At 60.2% G+C, this 17,146-nt stretch carries 13 protein-coding genes; 6 read left to right on the forward strand and 7 right to left on the reverse strand.

All coding sequences use genetic code 11. The features are described from left to right. Positions 1-14: 14 nt before the first annotated feature. Complete coding sequence (locus IBX59_RS11475) at positions 15-2,294, reverse strand: NADP-dependent malic enzyme (protein WP_296375611.1); 2,280 nt, start codon at positions 2,292-2,294, stop codon at positions 15-17. A 187-nt stretch (positions 2,295-2,481) separates the two neighbouring features. On the opposite strand from IBX59_RS11475, the gene IBX59_RS11480 reads away from it, so the two are divergent. The 6 genes from IBX59_RS11480 to upp all read left to right on the forward strand — a co-directional run bounded on the left by IBX59_RS11480 (position 2,482) and on the right by upp (position 8,112). Further along, positions 2,482-3,549, forward strand: coding sequence for a cupin domain-containing protein (locus IBX59_RS11480; RefSeq protein WP_296375613.1), 1,068 nt, complete (start codon positions 2,482-2,484; stop codon positions 3,547-3,549). Between the two features lie 76 nt (positions 3,550-3,625). Beyond that, complete coding sequence (locus IBX59_RS11485) at positions 3,626-4,018, forward strand: cytidine deaminase (RefSeq protein ID WP_367119378.1); 393 nt, start codon at positions 3,626-3,628, stop codon at positions 4,016-4,018. A gap of 2 nt (positions 4,019-4,020) precedes the next feature. Further along, complete coding sequence (locus IBX59_RS11490) at positions 4,021-5,322, forward strand: thymidine phosphorylase (protein ID WP_296375615.1); 1,302 nt, start codon at positions 4,021-4,023, stop codon at positions 5,320-5,322. Continuing rightward, positions 5,322-6,497: a phosphopentomutase gene (locus IBX59_RS11495; RefSeq protein ID WP_296375616.1), complete on the forward strand. Its 1,176-nt coding sequence runs from the start codon at positions 5,322-5,324 to the stop codon at positions 6,495-6,497. Before IBX59_RS11490 ends, IBX59_RS11495 begins: the two co-directional genes overlap by 1 nt. Further along, entirely contained in the window at positions 6,494-7,483 is a 990-nt protein-coding gene (locus IBX59_RS11500) for an adenosine deaminase (protein WP_296375618.1), read from the forward strand. Before IBX59_RS11495 ends, IBX59_RS11500 begins: the two co-directional genes overlap by 4 nt. Next, positions 7,480-8,112 (forward strand): uracil phosphoribosyltransferase, encoded by a 633-nt coding sequence (upp, locus tag IBX59_RS11505; RefSeq protein WP_296375620.1) that lies wholly within the window; start codon positions 7,480-7,482, stop codon positions 8,110-8,112. The genes IBX59_RS11500 and upp overlap by 4 nt, the downstream gene beginning before the upstream one ends. 9 nt (positions 8,113-8,121) lie before the next feature. Here the strand turns inward: upp and IBX59_RS11510 are convergent, their stop codons facing one another. The 6 genes from IBX59_RS11510 to IBX59_RS11535 all read right to left on the reverse strand — a co-directional run bounded on the left by IBX59_RS11510 (position 8,122) and on the right by IBX59_RS11535 (position 17,136). After that, a complete protein-coding gene (locus IBX59_RS11510) occupies positions 8,122-9,138 on the reverse strand; it encodes a hypothetical protein (protein WP_296375624.1) in 1,017 nt (338 codons plus the stop codon). A gap of 89 nt (positions 9,139-9,227) precedes the next feature. Beyond that, entirely contained in the window at positions 9,228-10,853 is a 1,626-nt protein-coding gene (locus tag IBX59_RS11515; protein ID WP_296375636.1) for an AMP-binding protein, read from the reverse strand. A gap of 121 nt (positions 10,854-10,974) precedes the next feature. Then, the gene (locus IBX59_RS11520) at positions 10,975-13,164 is read right to left on the reverse strand and encodes a 3-hydroxyacyl-CoA dehydrogenase NAD-binding domain-containing protein (protein WP_296375639.1); all 2,190 of its coding nucleotides are present in this window, start codon (positions 13,162-13,164) and stop codon (positions 10,975-10,977) included. A gap of 10 nt (positions 13,165-13,174) precedes the next feature. After that, positions 13,175-14,386 (reverse strand): acetyl-CoA C-acetyltransferase, encoded by a 1,212-nt coding sequence (locus tag IBX59_RS11525; protein WP_296375642.1) that lies wholly within the window; start codon positions 14,384-14,386, stop codon positions 13,175-13,177. 12 nt (positions 14,387-14,398) lie between these two features. Beyond that, on the reverse strand, positions 14,399-15,028 hold the full coding sequence (locus IBX59_RS11530; protein WP_296375674.1) for a glutathione S-transferase family protein: 630 nt from the start codon (positions 15,026-15,028) through the stop codon (positions 14,399-14,401). A 329-nt stretch (positions 15,029-15,357) separates the two neighbouring features. After that, entirely contained in the window at positions 15,358-17,136 is a 1,779-nt protein-coding gene (locus IBX59_RS11535; RefSeq protein ID WP_296375644.1) for an acyl-CoA dehydrogenase C-terminal domain-containing protein, read from the reverse strand. Positions 17,137-17,146: the final 10 nt, after the last annotated feature.

A 17,146-nucleotide genomic window follows, 5' to 3' on the forward strand; every position in this document is an offset into this window, starting at 1 on the left:
CAGGCGTCAAATTCTCACCCATAATGCGCCACCGGTGTTCCTGCCAGTGCGGACATGTTCAGCAGGCCGCGCGCGGTGATGGCGGGGGTGACGATGTGGCAGCGGTTGCCCATGCCCATCAGGATCGGCCCGACCTCGAGCCCGCCGCCCTTCATTTTCAGGATGTTGCGCACGCCTGATGCCGCATCGGTATTGGCAAAGATCAGCGTATTGGCCGCGCCGGACAAATTGGCCTCGGGGAAAACGCGGGCGCGCAGGTCAATGTCAAGGGCGGTGTCGATGTGCATCTCGCCTTCGTAGATGAAGTCGCGCGGCGCACTGTCAAGGATTGCCATCGCCGCCCGCATCCGGCGGCCGGTGTCACAATCAAGATTGCCGAACTGGCTGTGCGAACACAGTGCGATTTTCGGTGTGACACCAAATCGGCGGACGTGCCGCGCAGCCCCGATCACCGTTTCGGCGATTTGGGCAGGGGTTGGTTCGGGATGCACCTGCGTGTCGGCCACGAACAGCGGCCCGTCTTCAAGGATCATCAGCGATAGCGCCCCCACCGGGTGCAGATTGGCAGTGCCCAGGATCTGCGTGACATAGTTCAGGTGCCACTGGAATTGCCCGTAGGTGCCGCAGATCAGGCTGTCGGCTTCGTCGCGGTGGACCATGACGGCGCCAATGGCCGTGGTGTTGGTGCGCATGATCGCCTTGGCCAGATCGGGAGTGACGCCTTTGCGCGCCATCAAGCCATGATAGGTTTCCCAGTAATCGCGATAGCGTGGGTCGTTTGCGGGGTCTACGATGCTGAAATCAACGCCGGGGCGGATTTTCAGCCCGGCCCGTTCACACCGCAGGGCAATCACCTCTGGCCGCCCGATCAGGATGGGGGTGTCGGTGGTTTCTTCCATGATCGCCTGGGATGCGCGCAGCACGCGTTCGTCTTCGCCTTCGGCAAAGACGATGCGGCGCGGGGTGCTGCGGGCGGCGTCGAACACGGGCCGCATGATCATTGCGGATTTGAACACCGAACTGTCCAGTTTCGCCTTGTAGGCCTGCATGTCGGTGATCGGGCGCGTGGCCACGCCGGTATCCATTGCGGCCTGCGCCACGGCACTGGCCACGACCCCCATTAGGCGGGGGTCAAAGGGTTTGGGAATCAGATACTCCGCGCCAAAGGTCATTTTTTCGCCCTGATAGGCGGCGGCGGCCTCGGCGCTGGTGGTGGCGCGGGCCAGTGCTGCGATGCCTTCGATACAGGCGATTTTCATCGCGTCATTGATATCGGTCGCGCCCACGTCCAATGCCCCGCGAAAGATGAAAGGAAAGCACAGCACGTTGTTGACCTGATTGGGAAAATCGCTGCGGCCCGTGGCGATAATGGCATCGGGTTTGACCGCGCGCGCGGTGTCTGGGTCGATCTCGGGGGTGGGGTTGGCCAGCGCAAAGATGATCGGCGTGTCGGCCATTTTCGCAACCATGGCGGGTTTCAGCACGCCCGGCCCCGACAGGCCCAGAAACAGATCAGCGCCTGCGATGACATCATCCAGCGTGGCAGGCGTGGTGCCTTGGGCGTATTCCGCCTTTTGCGGGGTCATGTCCTTTTCGCGGCCCGCGTAAACCAGACCTTCGATATCGCAAAGCCAGACATTTTCGCGTTTGACACCCAATTTCAACAGCATGTTCAGGCAAGCGATACCCGCCGCGCCGCCGCCTGTGCTGACGACTTTGATCTCTGCGAAATTCTTGCCCGCAACCCGCAGCGCATTGGTGGTGGCGGCCCCGACGACAATCGCGGTGCCGTGTTGGTCGTCGTGGAACACGGGGATGTTCATGCGTTCGCGGCAGATCTTTTCGACGATGAAACAGTCCGGCGATTTGATATCTTCTAGGTTGATCGCGCCGAATGTGGGTTCCAGCGCGCAGACGATATCGGCCAGTTTTTCGGGGTCTGGTTCGTTCAACTCGATGTCAAAACAGTCGATATTGGCGAATTTCTTGAACAGAACCGCCTTGCCTTCCATCACCGGCTTGGACGCCAGCCCGCCGATGTTGCCCAGCCCCAGCACGGCGGTGCCGTTGGTCACGACACCAACCAGATTGCCGCGCGTGGTGTAATCGCGCGCTGTATCGGGGTTGGCCTTGATTTCCAGACAGGCCTCGGCCACGCCGGGGGAATAGGCGCGGGACAGGTCACGGCCATTGGCCAGCGGTTTCGTCGCGCGGATTTCCAGTTTGCCGGGTTTGGGGAACTGGTGATAGTCAAGGGCGGCCTGCCGTTGGCTGTTGTTTTCATCGTCTGGCATAGGTGTCTCCAAAATATGGTTTAATGTTAAACCACTTTTCTGCCGCAAGGGAAGCCGGCCCCTTTATTAATCATGGATCGGGGGCGATATGCAATCTGTTCGGGTGCCGGTTGTATTTGCGCCAATATAATGACGCGGCTGCCACTCCCCGCTTGCAAAGCGGATGCTGCCGCGACAGGATTTGTTCATGACACAGACATATGAAATCCGTGCGGAAATCCGCCTGCGCAGCACCGACCTGCGCGCCGATCTGGGGTTTTTTGGCCAGACCTTGGGGATGCGGTTGGACATGATCTATCCCGCCGATAACCCATCGGTGGCGGTGTATTCCGGTCATGGGCTACGGGTGCGGCTGGAACAGGGCGCCGGGGTAAACCCCGGCCTGCGGATTTTGACGGATGATCCGGGGTTTGCGCAGGGCGCGAAAACGCTGGTATCGCCCGGCGGCACAACGGTCGATGTGCACCCGCTGCACCCGCCGCTGGTTCTGCCGCAGACCGATCACGCCTTTGTCGTGCGGCGTCTGGCCGATCAGGCCCCTTGGGTGATTGGCCGCGCCGGTATGCACTATCGCGACCTGATCCCGAACCGCCTTGGCGGGTCGATCATTGCCAGCCACATCCGGATTCCCGATGGTGGCCCGGTGCCTGATATGGTGCATTTTCACCGTGTCGGGTTTCAGTTGATTTTCTGTTATCGCGGCTGGGTCGATGTGGTTTACGAGGATCAGGGCGGCCCGATCCGCCTGACCGCGGGCGATTGTTTCATCCAGCCCCCTGAAATCCGCCACCGCGTGCTTAAGGCATCCGACGGGATCGAGGTGATCGAAATCGGTGTGCCTGCCGAACATGTCACCGAGATTGACCACGACATGACCCTGCCCACCGCCAACCTGCGCCCGGATCGGGAATGGCAGGGCCAGCGGTTTGTCCATAACAAGGCGGTCGATGCCGATTGGCAGCCGGCCCGGTTGGCCGGATTTGTCAGCCGTGACACCACAATCGCCGCCAATACGCGCAATGTGGCGGGGGTATACGTGTTGCGACGCGGTCAGGGTGACACGGTCTGGACAACGCATGACGCCGACATCCATTTCACCTTTGTCATGGACGGCACGATGACGTTGCAGGGCAAAGGTCAAGACCCCTATGCGCTAGCCGCTGGTGATGCCTTTGTCATTCCGCCGGGGATGGCGACGCGCTATACCGATCTGTCAGATGATCTGGAACTGCTGGAGGTGACGCTGCCGGCCTGAACCTGCCCCCTTGCACAAGGTGGCGCGCGGGGCCAGTTTGTTATGAAAGCAGTCTATCCATCAAAAGGGAACTGACATGTCACTGATCGAAACCGCGCGCAAAGTGCGCGAAAACGCCTATGCCCCCTATTCGCACTTCAAGGTGGGTGCCGCTGTGAAGGCCGCATCTGGCGCTGTCTATGGTGGTTGCAATGTCGAAAACGTCGCCTACCCGGAAGGCACCTGCGCCGAGGCAGGCGCGATTGCCGCCATGATCGCCGCAGGCGATACCCGCATCACCGAAGTGGCGGTGATTGCTGATTGCCCCAAACCCGTCAGCCCCTGCGGCGGTTGCCGCCAGAAAATTGCGGAATTTGCCGATGGTGATGTGGTGGTCACGCTGGCCACGACCAGCGGGGTGATCCAGACAACGACGGTGGCGGCCCTGCTGCCGGATGGTTTTGATCAAGATCATATGCGCGACGCCTGACGTTGGACGCAGCCGCGATCATAGCTGCAGTGCGCCGCCGCGAAACGCCCCGGGGCGATGCGCTTGCCTGGTTCGCCGTTGGCTTGGCCTCGGGGGCGGTCAGCGACGCGCAGGCGGGAGCCTTTGCTATGGCGGTCTGCCTGAACGGGCTGTCGGATGCGGGCCGCGTGGCCCTGACGCAAGGGATGCGCGACAGCGGCGATGTGCTGGCGTGGGATTTACCCGGTCCGGTGCTTGACAAACATTCCACCGGCGGGGTGGGCGATTGCGTGTCGCTGGTCCTTGCGCCCGCGCTGGCCGCGTGCGGCGTCTACGTGCCGATGATTTCAGGCCGGGGGCTGGGCCATACCGGCGGCACGCTGGACAAGCTGGAAGCGATTCCGGGACTGTCCGTGGACGTGACCGAGGACCGATTGCGTGACATCGTGGGCCGGATCGGTTGCGCCATCGTGGGGGCGACGGGGCGTATCGCGCCTGCGGACAAACGGCTTTATGCCATCCGCGATGTGACTGCGACGGTCGATAGCGTCGATCTGATCACCGCCTCGATCCTGTCCAAGAAACTGGCGGCTGGTCTGCAAGGGCTGGTGCTGGATGTCAAAGCGGGCAGCGGCGCGTTCATGAAAACTCCCGATGACGCCCGCGTGCTGGCCCGCGCGCTGGTCGATGCCGCCAACGGGGCAGGGTGCCCGACAGCGGCGCTGATCACCGATATGAACGGGCCACTGGCCCCCACGCTTGGCAACGCGGTCGAAGTGGCGGTCTGTATGGAGGTGCTGGCAGGCAACCGCGCCGCCGCCCCGCGCCTGCATGATCTGACGGTCAGCTTGGGCGCGCGCCTGCTGGCGCTGCATGGCGACGCCGAAAATGACGCTGCCGTAAAGATGCAAAAAGCCATCGCCAGCGGTCAGGCGATGAACCGTTTCGCCGCCATGGTCGCGGCATTGGGCGGCCCCCCCGACATGGCCGAGGATTGGCGCACGCATTTGCCGCGCGCCCCCATCGTGTGCGATATCACGGCCCCTATCGCAGGCCATATCGCCGCGATTGATGGCGCGGCGCTGGGGCGTGCGGTGGTGGCCCTTGGCGGCGGGCGGCGGGTAGAAACTGACCGGATCAACCCCGCTGTCGGACTGACCGATGTGGTGGGGCTGGGCGATTATCTGGAGCGGGGGCAACCGCTGTGCACCGTCCATGCCGCCAGCGAAGACGCCGCCGAAGCCGCCGCACAGGCCGTGCGGGCGGCCATCACCATTGGGGTGGCCCCCAAAGCAGGGCCGCTGATTATTGAAAGGATTGCGTGATGCCGCGTGCATTTTTGATTGTCATCGACAGTGTCGGCATTGGCGGCGCACCGGATGCAGGCGAATATTTCAATGGCGATCTGCCCGATACTGGCGCGAATACCGTGGGCCATATCGCGCAGACCGTCGATCTGCGTCTGCCCACGCTGGATGCGCTGGGGCTGGGGGCGGCTGTCAAACTGGCCTCGAGGCTTGACGCGCCCGGCCTTGGGGTGTCACCCAGCGGCGCATGGGGGGCGGCAACACAAGTGTCGCGCGGCAAGGATACCCCATCGGGCCATTGGGAACTGGCAGGGGTGCCGGTGCCGTGGGAATGGCATACCTTTCCCCACAGCCAACCAGCCTTTCCCGCTGACCTGACGGCAGAAATTTGCGCGCATGCCCGAACGTCGGATATTCTGGGCAATTGTCATGCCTCTGGCACGGTGATCATCGCCGAGCATGGCGCCCGCCACATCGCAACCGGCTGGCCGATCTGCTATACCTCTGCCGATAGTGTGGTGCAGATCGCCGCACACGAAGGGCATTTCGGGCTAGAGCGTTTGTATCAGTTGTGCCGCGACCTTGCGCCGACACTGCACGCGATGAAGGTCGGGCGCGTGATCGCGCGGCCTTTTGTTGGCGAACCGGGCGCATTCAAACGCACCGCAAACCGCAAGGATTTCGCGATTGCTGCGCCTGCGCCCACGATCTGCGATTATGTCCATGACGCGGGCCGCACCGTGCATGCGGTGGGCAAGATCGGTGATATTTTCTCGATGCGCGGCATTGATGATTTGCGCAAAGGGGCGGACGCGGTGCTGATGGACCATATCAGCGATCTGGTGGATGAGGCCGCCGACGGCGCGTTCATCTTTGCCAATCTGGTCGAATTCGACAGCGAATATGGCCACCGCCGTGATCCCGCAGGATATGCCGCGCATCTGGAATGGTTTGATACAGCGCTGGGCTGGCTTTTGCCCCGGTTGCGCCCCGATGATCTGTTGATCGTGACCGCAGACCATGGCAATGACCCCACGTGGGCAGGCACCGACCACACCCGCGAACAGGTGCCGGTGCTGGTGCATGGGATCGGCGCGCGCGCCTTGGGGCATTTGGCCTTTGTCGACGTGGCGGCCAGTATCGCGGATCATCTGGGCATCGCCTATGCGGGCAAGGGGAAAAGTTTTCTATGACATTCAAACAGATGCCCAAAGTCGAACTGCACACCCACCTTGAAGGTTGCGCACCGCCTGCGTTCATCGCCGGGCTGGCGCGCGAGAAAAAGATCGACATCAGCGGGATTTTTGACGCGGACGGCGGCTATGCTTTTCGTGACTTCGATCATTTCCTGAAAATCTACGAGGCCGCCTGCACCACCCTGCAAACCCCCGACGATTTCCGCCGCCTGACGCTGGCGGTGCTGGAACAGGCCGCTGAACACGGTGTCGTCTACATGGAAACCTTTGTATCGCCTGATTTTTGCGGCGGCGGGGATCTGGCCGCGTGGCGCGATTATCTGGCCGCGATGCAGGATGCGGCAGCGCAGGCAGAGGCGCGCATGGGCATCACCCTGCGCGGCATCGTCACCGGCATCCGGCATTTCGGCCCCGATCAGTGCAAGGTCGCGGCGCGCTGTGCGGCGGAAACGCGCGGCGGTTTCATCACCGGTTATGGCATGGCAGGCGGGGAAATGGCGGGGCGTCCGGGCGATTACGCCTATAGCTTCGACATGGCGCGCGAGGCCGGTTTGCGCCTGACCTGCCATGCGGGCGAATGGGGCGGTGCGGCGATGGTGCGCGACACCATCCGCGACCTGAAGGTGGAACGCATCGGCCACGGCATCGGCGCGATCGATGACCGCAACCTGCTGCAGGAAATTACCGAAAAAGGCATCGTGCTAGAGGTTTGCCCGGGGTCCAACGTGGTGCTGAAGGCCGTCACCGGCTGGGGTGCGCACCCGATTGCGAAACTGCGCGATGCGGGTGTGCGGGTGACCGTATCCACCGACGATCCACCGTTCTTTCACACCACGATGACCGATGAATATGCGATGCTGGCCAAAACCTTTGGCTGGGATACAGATGATTTCACAAACCTGAATGAAACAGCGCTTGCCGCTGCCTTCTGCGACGAAGCCACCCGCGCCCGCGTTGCCAAACGACTGGAGCCTGCCAAATGACCGCACACCTGACCCACGTCACCCACCCGCTGGTGCAGCACAAACTGACGCTGATGCGCCAGAAAGACACGTCAACGGCGGTGTTTCGCCAGCTTTTGCGCGAAATCAGCATGTTGCTGGCCTATGAGGTGACGCGCGAACTGCCGATAATGACCAGAAACATCGAAACGCCGTTGCAGGAAATGGATGCGCCGGTGCTGGCGGGCAAGAAACTGGTGCTGGTGTCGATCCTGCGGGCAGGCAACGGTTTGCTGGATGGGATCCTTGAACTGATCCCGTCGGCGCGGGTGGGTTTTGTAGGGCTGTATCGCGACGAGAAAACGCTGCAACCGGTGCAGTATTATTTCAAGGTGCCGCCACATCTTGAGGACCGTATGGTGATTGTCGTTGACCCGATGCTGGCAACGGGGAATTCATCGGTGGCAGCGATTGATCTACTGAAAAAGGCAGGGGCTACCAAGATCCGGTTCCTGTGCCTTCTGGCCGCCCCGGAAGGCATCGCCCGCATGAAAGAGGCGCACCCAGATGTGCCCATCATCACGGCAGCGATTGATGAAAAGCTGAATGAAAAAGGATATATCGTGCCCGGGCTTGGGGATGCGGGTGACCGGATGTTCGGCACCAGGTAGGTGCGGCTTTCAGCCGTTACAGATATTTTGAAGGCTGACCCAATCACCATCGCTCAGGATCAGGGTGCCGTTTGTGTCACTTGCCAAATCGGGGCGCACCGGGGCCACGCCATCAGCGCGGGCGCTTACCATCGCATTGAACGGCGCAGCGGGCACGTTTGCCGCGGTAAAGGCGGCGCGCAATGTCGCGGGGTCCGGGCGGGCCACTTCGCCTGCAACCACGCGCGCGGCGTGGGCTTGTAAAACCTCTGTTGGCAAATCACCCGTGGTTAACAGCCGAAACGTGACAGACAAGCCAGCGCGCTGCAAGATTAGTTCCAGCGGATCTGCCTTGAACCGCGCGCTGCGGGCCGATAGCATATATCCGGCGATGACGGCGGGGTCGTCGGTCTTTTCCAGCAAGGCCCGGTCCAATGCAATGATTCCACCGGGCAGGGGGGCCGCCCCTTGGGGCAGGCCCGGCACGACAACAAGGCGGATATTCGTGCCAGCCCCCAGCAGCCGTGTCACAAGCCGGCCCGCCGCGGCCACGCCCGCAGGTTCCCGGCAGATCGTTCCGGTTTGCCGCTGGATATGGCCAAGGATCGTTGCGCCAATTTCTGTCCTTTTGGATTGAGGCACAACCGCAAGCGTTTGTCGCATCAAGGCACCGGGCAACCAGAAGAAGGCAAGCGCCAGCACCGCGATGACGGCTCCGATCGTGCCAAGATGGCGTAGTTTGCCGGGTTGCGGGCGCGTTTTGCCCACGGCCGACCTGATCTGTTCAATGGCGTCGATCATCAGGTCGTCGGAAATTTCCAGCGTCTCGCTGGCGTCGGCGTCTGGGGTATAGATTGCGGGGCGGATTTGCGGGTTTTGCCGCAACAGCGCAGGCAGCGACCAATGCGCCAGCGGCCGGCCGGTGTTGTCAGCGATGACCAGTGTCGCGTCACCAAATGATACCGTTACATCGCGCCGCTGTGCATCCGGTCCCGCCCGCCAAAGACCGTCACTTTCCAACCGCACGTATCGATCAAGTGCTGTCATTGCCCAAACTGCCCTTTTCCCTTTACCCTACATTGCCGGTGGGGGAATGTCATGCCGGTATTGGGCGCTGGGCGGCTGGATTGCTGCGCCTAAAGTGTCTTTGCCAACTTGCGCAATTCAAATTTCTGGATTTTCCCAGTCGAGGTTTTGGGCAGTTCCTGAAACACGACCTTTTTGGGGCATTTGAATCCCGCAAGCCGGTTGCGCACAAATGTGATCAGCTCTGCCTCGTCCGCCTGCGCGCCTTCTTTCAACTCGACAAAGGCGCAAGGCACTTCACCCCATTTGTCATCCGGTTTTGCCACCACAGCGCAAAGGTTTACCGCCGCATGATGCATCAGCGCGCCTTCCACCTCGACCGAAGAGATGTTTTCACCACCCGAGATGATGATATCCTTGGCCCGGTCGGAAATCTGGATTGACCCGTCAAGATGCTGCATCGCCAGATCTTCGGAATGGAAATAGCCCCCTTTGAAGGCTTTTTCTGTCGCCGCAGGGTTCTTCAGGTAGCCTTTCATCACGGCATTGCCGCGCATCACGATTTCGCCCTGCGTGGCACCGTCCATGCGGACCTGCCGCATCTTTTCATTCACCACCGTCACGTCCTGCATCATCGGCATGGCAACGCCCTGGCGTGCCTTGATTGCGGCCTGTTCATCGTCGGGCAGGCTGTTCCACACGTCATCCCAGATACATTCGGTGACATGTCCATAGGTTTCGGTCAGCCCGTAAACCTGTTTGACATCAAACCCCAACTTGCCAATCGCGGCCAGCGTGGCGGCGGCGGGCGGGGCACCGGCGGTAAACACATGCACCACATGGTCAAAGGCGCGACGGTCTGTATCCTTTGCATTCACGATCAGGTTCAGCACGATGGGCGCGCCGCCGAAATGGGTCACGCCTTCGTCCGCGATGGCGTTATAGATATTCGCCGCCGAGATATCGCGACAGCAGACCGCCGTGCCGCCCAGCGCGGGCAGCATCCATGTGTGGTTCCAGCCGTTGCAATGAAACAGTGGCACGATTTGCAGATACCGCATGAACAACGGCAATTCCCACGATATCGGCGTGCCCATCGTCATCAGATAAGCGCCGCGATGGTGGTAAACCACGCCCTTGGGTCGCCCCGTTGTGCCGGATGTATAATTCAGCGCAAGGCTTTCCCATTCGTCTTGCGGCATGATCCATTGAAAAGCGATATCACCGGTCGCCAGGAAATCTTCATAGTCGATTTGCGTGCCAATGGCGGGCACACCGGCGACGGGGTCTGGCACCTCGATGATCAGGGGGGCAGATGTTTCCATCAGGTCAATCGCTGCCATCGCCAGCGGCAGGAACTGGCTGTCTACCATGGCGATTTTTGCCTCGCCGTGATCAAAGATATAGGCGACGGTGGCGGCATCCAGCCGAGTGTTGATTGTATTCAGCACAGCACCACAAGCGGGCACGGCAAAAGCGGCCTCTGACTGGGCGGGGATATTGGGCAGGATCGTGGCCACCACGTCACCGGGCGCGATGCCGGCCTTGGTTAGTGCTGACGCCAACTGTGTGACGCGCCGGTAATATTTTGCGTAAGTCTGGCGCGTTGCGCCATAGACCAGCGCCTCGCGGTCAGAAAACACCGCTGCTGCCCGTTGCAAATGCGACAGTGGCGTCAGCGGGACATAATTTGCGTCTCGTTTGCCCAGACCGGTTTCATCGCGCATCCAGCCCATCTGTATCTCCTCGCCCTATGTCGCACATAAGACAAGAGAACATATGGATATGACAAGCCTGAATTGCCGGACAATTCAAGATTTTGACAAGGCGCACCCGACGACGGGTGCGCCCCTTTTTTCATGCGGCATGGTCTTGCTTGGCAAAGCGTTTGTAAAACTCCTGGCCCTTGTCTGCCATCTCGCGCAGAAGGTCGGGTGTTTTGAAGCGGTCGCCAAACTGCGCGGTCAACTGGTCGCAGCGTTCGGCGGCATAGGGCGCGCCGATGATATCCAGCCAGCTGAACGGCCCACCCGACCAAGGCGCAAAGCCCCAGCCAAGAATCGCGCCTACGTCGCCTTCGCGGATGTCCTCTAGCACGCCGTCTTCCAGGGCGCGTACCGCTTCCAGCACCTGCGCGAACAGCAGGCGGTGCTGCACGGTGATCACGTCGGGCTGGTCATCGGCCACAGGGTATTGCGCGGCCAGATCTTGCCACAGACCGCTGCGTTTGCCCTTTTCATCATAGGTATAGAAACCGGCGTTGGATTTGCGGCCCAGACGGTTCTGGTCGGCCATCCAGAACAGCACCTCGTCCACCGCACCATCTGGATAGGCATCGCCCAATGCGGCCTTGGTCGCCTTTGCAATTTTCACACCCAGATCAATGGATGTTTCATCGACCAATTGCAGCGGCCCCAAGGGCATTCCCACCAGCTTTGCGGCGTTTTCGATCAGGGCGGGGGCGACCCCTTCCTTGACCATGCGGATGCCTTCGTTGATGTAGGGAATAATGCAGCGGTTGGCATAAAAAAACCGCGCGTCATTCACCACAATCGGCGTCTTGCGGATCTGGCGGGCGTAATCCAGCGCCTTTGCGACGGCCAGATCGCCTGTATCGCGGCCCTTGATGATTTCCACCAGCATCATTTTGTCCACGGGCGAAAAGAAGTGGATGCCGATGAATTTTGTGGGGTCTTGCGATGCCTTGGCCAGTTCCGTGATCGGCAGGGTCGAGGTGTTGGTGGCGAAAATGCAATCAGGCCCGGTGACAGCCTGCACATTTTTCGTCACTTCGGCCTTTACGCCGGGATCTTCGAACACCGCCTCGACGATCAGGTCGCAGCCTGTCAGTGCGGCATAATCCGTTGTCGCATTGATCAGGCCCAGCACCGCCGCTTTTTTATCCTCGGTGACTTTTTTGCGGGCGATCCCCTTGTCCATGTAATCGGCGGTATAGGATTTGCCCTTGTCGGCGGCTTCTTGTTTGGCGTCGATCAGAACCACCTGAATACCCGCCAGCGCCGACACCAGCGCGATACCCGCGCCCATCATACCCGCACCGATCACGCCGACCTTTTTCACCTTTTGATCCGGTGCGTCAGGACGGTTGGCGCCTTTTTCCAGCGCCTCCTTGTTGATGAACAGGCTGCGGATCATGGCGCCTGAACTTGGGTTCATCAGCACATTGGTGAACCAGCGCGCCTCGATCTTCAGGGCGGTGTCGAACGGGACCAAGGCCCCTTCGTAGACGGCAGACAGCAGCGCCTTGGCGGCGGGGTAAACCCCTTGAGTTTTGCCATTTACCATGGCCGATGCGCCTACAAAGGTCATGAAACCTGCAGGATGATAAGGTGCGCCACCGGGCATTTTATAGCCCTTTTCATCCCATGGTTTGACGATTGTGGGGTTTGACAGCACCCATTCTTTCGCAGCGGCAACCGGATCGGCGACCACATCATCAATCACACCGGCACGTTTGGCCCCCTGCGGGTCGTTCAGCTTGCCTTCCAGTAGCAGGGGCGATGCGCCCATCGCGCCCAGTTTGCGCACCAGGCGTGTGGTCCCACCGGCACCAGGGAAAATGCCGACCATGATTTCCGGCAGGCCGATTTTCGCCTTGGGGTTGTCAGCGGCAAAGATACGGTGACAGGCCAGCGGAATTTCCAGCCCGATGCCCAGTGCGGTGCCAGGCAGGGCGGCAGCAATCGGTTTCCCGCCTTTGTTTGTTTTGGGATCCATGCCCGCGCGTTCGATCTTGCGCAGAATGGCGTGCATGCCCATCACGCCATCGAACAGGCCGCGTGCGGGGTCGTCACCGGCGCTGTCCTTCATTTTGGCGATGATGTTCAGGTCCATGCCGCCGGCAAAAGTATCCTTGCCGGACGTGATGACGATGCCCTTGACCGCATCATCCGCGAGCGCCTGATCAATCAGCGTTTCCAGATCGGTAAACCCTTGCTGGTTCATCACATTCATGGATTTGCCAACCGTGTCCCATGTGATGACGGCAACGCCATCGGCGTTAGTCTTGAGTGTGAAATCGGTCATCGTTTCCCCCTTACACGCGTTCAATAATTGTGGCGACACCCATGCCGGATGCGATGCAAAGCGTGGCAAGGCCGGTGCCTTTGCCGGTGCGCTCCAACTCGTCCAGCAGGGTGCCGATGATGATCGCGCCCGTGGCGCCCAGCGGGTGCCCCATCGCGATGGCCCCGCCGTTGACGTTGACGCGGCTGTCATCGACATCAAACGCCTGCATAAAGCGCAAGACGACAGCGGAAAATGCTTCGTTTACTTCGAACAGGTCGATGTCGCTGATCGACATCCCGCTGTCGCGCAGGATCTTTTCGGTTACCGGCACCGGGCCGGTCAGCATGATCGTGGGATCGGTGCCGATCTTGGCGTTGGCGCGGATGCGGGCGCGGGGTTTCAGGCCCATCGACTCGCCAAATTCCTTTGATCCGATAAGGATACCGGCGGCCCCATCTACAATGCCCGATGAATTGCCTGCGTGATGAACATGGTTGATGCGTTCCAGATGCGGATATTTCATCAGCGCGACCTTGTCGAAACCCGGCATCACCTCGCCCATGGCGGCAAAGGCGGGGTTCAGCGCACCCAGCGTCTGCATGTCCGTCTGTGGCCGCATGTATTCGTCGTGGTCCAGGATCGGCAGGCCGTTGACATCGCGCACCGTCAGCATGGATTTGGCAAAGCGGTCTTCATCCCATGCGGCCTTGGCGCGGCGCTGGCTTTCAACGGCCAGCCGGTCAACATCATCGCGCGAAAACCCGTATTCGGTGGCGATGACATCGGCGGAAATACCTTGTGGCACAAAATAGGTATCCATCGCGATAGACGGATCCACGGCAATCGCCGCGCCGTCACTGCCCATTGGCACCCGGCCCATCATTTCTACACCACCGGCGATATAGGCCTGCCCCGCGCCCCCGCGCACCTGATTGGCGGCCAGGTTCACGGCCTCCATGCCGGATGCGCAAAACCGGTTGATCGCAAGGCCCGGGATGGATTGATCAAGATCAGAGGCCAGCACCGCCGTCCGTGCCAGACAGCCGCCCTGTTCGCCCACTTGCGTAACATTGCCCCAGATCACATCCTCGACGGCGTGACCGTCCAATCCGTTGCGGTCTTTCAGCGCGTTCAGCACGCCCGCAGACAGGCGGGCAGATGTCACCTCGTGCAGGCTGCCATCCTTGCGGCCCTTACCGCGTGGGGTGCGCACAGCGTCATAAATGTATGCTTCGGTCATTGTGTCCTCCGTTCAATCCGCATTGCCAAGCGCGCGCGGCATCATGTCATAGGGGTGTTTCCAACCGGACTGGGCGGCAATCGCGTCCAGCCAGCGGTCAATCTTGGGGTAATCAGCACGGTTAAATGTGAAACCTTCGGGATAAAACAGGTACCCCGCGCAGGCGATATCGGCGATGGTAATGTCATCGCCCGCCAGCCAGTCGCGCCCGTCCAGATGGGTTTCCACGATCTTGAGCGCAGAGGCCAGTCGCATCGCCAGAAAGCCATTCACATCGGCATTCTGCCTGGCCTCTGGCAGGTAATTCATGTTGAACCGCAGCGGCCCTGCGATGCCTGATACCTTGTGGTTGTCAAAAAACATCCAGCGCAGCACCTCGCGCCGTTCAGCGGCGGACCGTCCGCCCAGTTTGCCGGATTTGGAGCTGATATAATCCTGAATTACACCCGATTGGGTCAGAATCAGATCGCCATCTTCCAGCACTGGCACTTCGCCCATCACGTTCAGCGTGCGAAATTCCGGGGTGCGCGTTGCGCCATTGAAGAAATCTACGAAAACCGGCTCCCAATCCTGTTCGGCAAGCGTCAGCGTCAGGGCGACCTTATACGCGTTACCGCTTTCGGCAAAGCAATGCAGTTTCATCATGTTGTGCCCCCTCCCAGAGGCCCGCGCAGGGTGAACCGGCGGGATTTGAGTTTTTTTACCAAGATGAAGCTGGAGCCTTCATCCCATAATCATTCCTTAACCATTATTTGCGACGGTAGATATGCGCCAATAGCTGGAGAGCGATTTGGCGTCCAAGGTGAAGCCCCGGTCGCAGGACCGGGGTGGAGCTTTCATCTTCATCTTGGCCGGAAAACTCCCGCCGGAGGCTCCCTCACGCGCGTTCAGCGCCGTGGTTTGTAGTTTTGTCATCGGCCTGTTTTCCTGTTGCACTTTGGCGTAGGGCGGGTTTTTACCCGCCCGCCTGTTCAAAAGTTTGCCGCGTCCAGTGCCATGACCGTTTCGGCACCGGTATTGATCCGCGCCAGATGCATTCCCGTCGCAGGCAATTGGCGCGCCATGTAATAGCGGCCCGTGGCAATCTTGGTTTTATAGAATTCTTTATCAGTTGCCCCGCTGTCCAAGGCCTCCATCGCCGCCTTGGCCATGCGCGCCCACATCAGGCCCAGACAGACATGCCCCATCATGTGCATGAAATCATAGGATCCCGACAATGCGTTGTTGGGGTTTTTCATGCCGTTCTGCATGAAATACATTCCCGCCGCTTGCAGGTCTTTTGACGCGGCTTTCAGCGGATCAAGGAAATCCTTTTTCAGCGCTTCATTGGCTTCGTTTTCCTTGATGAAGGTTTTGATCATCTCGAAAAACGCCATGACATGCTTGCCGCCGTCCTGTGCCAGCTTGCGACCTACCAGATCCAGCGCCTGAATCCCGTTGGCCCCTTCGTAGATCATGGCGATCCGCGCATCGCGTGCATATTGGGACATGCCCCACTCTTCGATATAGCCATGCCCGCCGTAAACCTGCTGTGCTGCGGTGGCATATTCAAAGCCCTTGTCGGTCAGGAACCCCTTGATGACGGGGGTCATCAGCGAAATCAGACCATCAGCCTCGGCGTCCTTGTTGCGATGCGCGCGGTCGATCAGGTAGGCACCCCAATAGGTTAAAGCGCGCGCGCCTTCGACGAATGATTTCTGATCCATCAGATTGCGCCGGATATCAGGATGCACGATCAGCGGATCGGCCGGCCCATCAGGGTTTTGCGCGCCGGTCACGGCGCGCCCTTGCAGGCGGTCTTTGGCGTAGGCCACAGCGTTCTGATAGGCGCTTTCGGCCTGCGCATAGCCTTGCAGGCCAACACCCAGACGGGCCTCGTTCATCATCGTGAACATGGCGCGCATGCCTTTGTGTTCTTCTCCCAAAAGATAACCTGTCGCGTCGTCATAGTTCATCACACAGGTGGCATTGCCGTGGATGCCCATTTTTTCCTCGATCTTGCCGACGCTGACGCCGTTGCGTGCGCCAAGGCTGCCGTCGTCATTGACCAGAAACTTGGGGACAATGAACAGAGACACGCCTTTGATCCCTTCGGGGCCGCCCGAAATTTTTGCCAGCACAAGGTGGATGATGTTGTCGGCCATGTCGTGTTCGCCGGCCGAGATGAAAATCTTTTGCCCCGAAATCCGGTAGCTGCCATCATCCTGCGGCACGGCCCTGGTGCGCATCAGGCCCAGATCGGTGCCGCAATGCGGCTCGGTCAGGTTCATGGTGCCTGTCCATTCGCAGGTCGTCAGCTTGGGCAGGTATGTCTGTTTTTGCGCGTCCGACCCATGTGCATAGATCGCCGAATAGGCCCCATGCGTCAGGCCCTGATACATGTTGAAAGCCATATTGGCGGACACGAATGGTTCCTGTGCCGCAGTATGCATGACATAGGGCAGACCCTGACCGCCATAGTCGGGGTCGCAATCCATCGCCGTCCAGCCGCCTTCCTTCATCTGGGCAAAGGCGTCTTTGAAACCGGTGGGCGTGCGCACCACGCTGTTTTCCAGCACGCAGCCTTCGGTATCACCGATCATGTTCAGCGGGTGTAAAACCTCTGTGGCGACTTTTCCGGCCTCTGTCACAACGGCGCCGGTGAAATCGGCATCCAGTTCGTCAAAGCCGGGGATGTCTTGTTCGCTGACGCGCAACAGATCATGCAGGACAAACTGGATGTCTTTCGTGGGGGCGTTGTAGATTGGCATTGTGGTCTCT

This window comes from Yoonia sp. (assembly GCF_014859355.1).
GTDB lineage: Bacteria > Pseudomonadota > Alphaproteobacteria > Rhodobacterales > Rhodobacteraceae > Yoonia.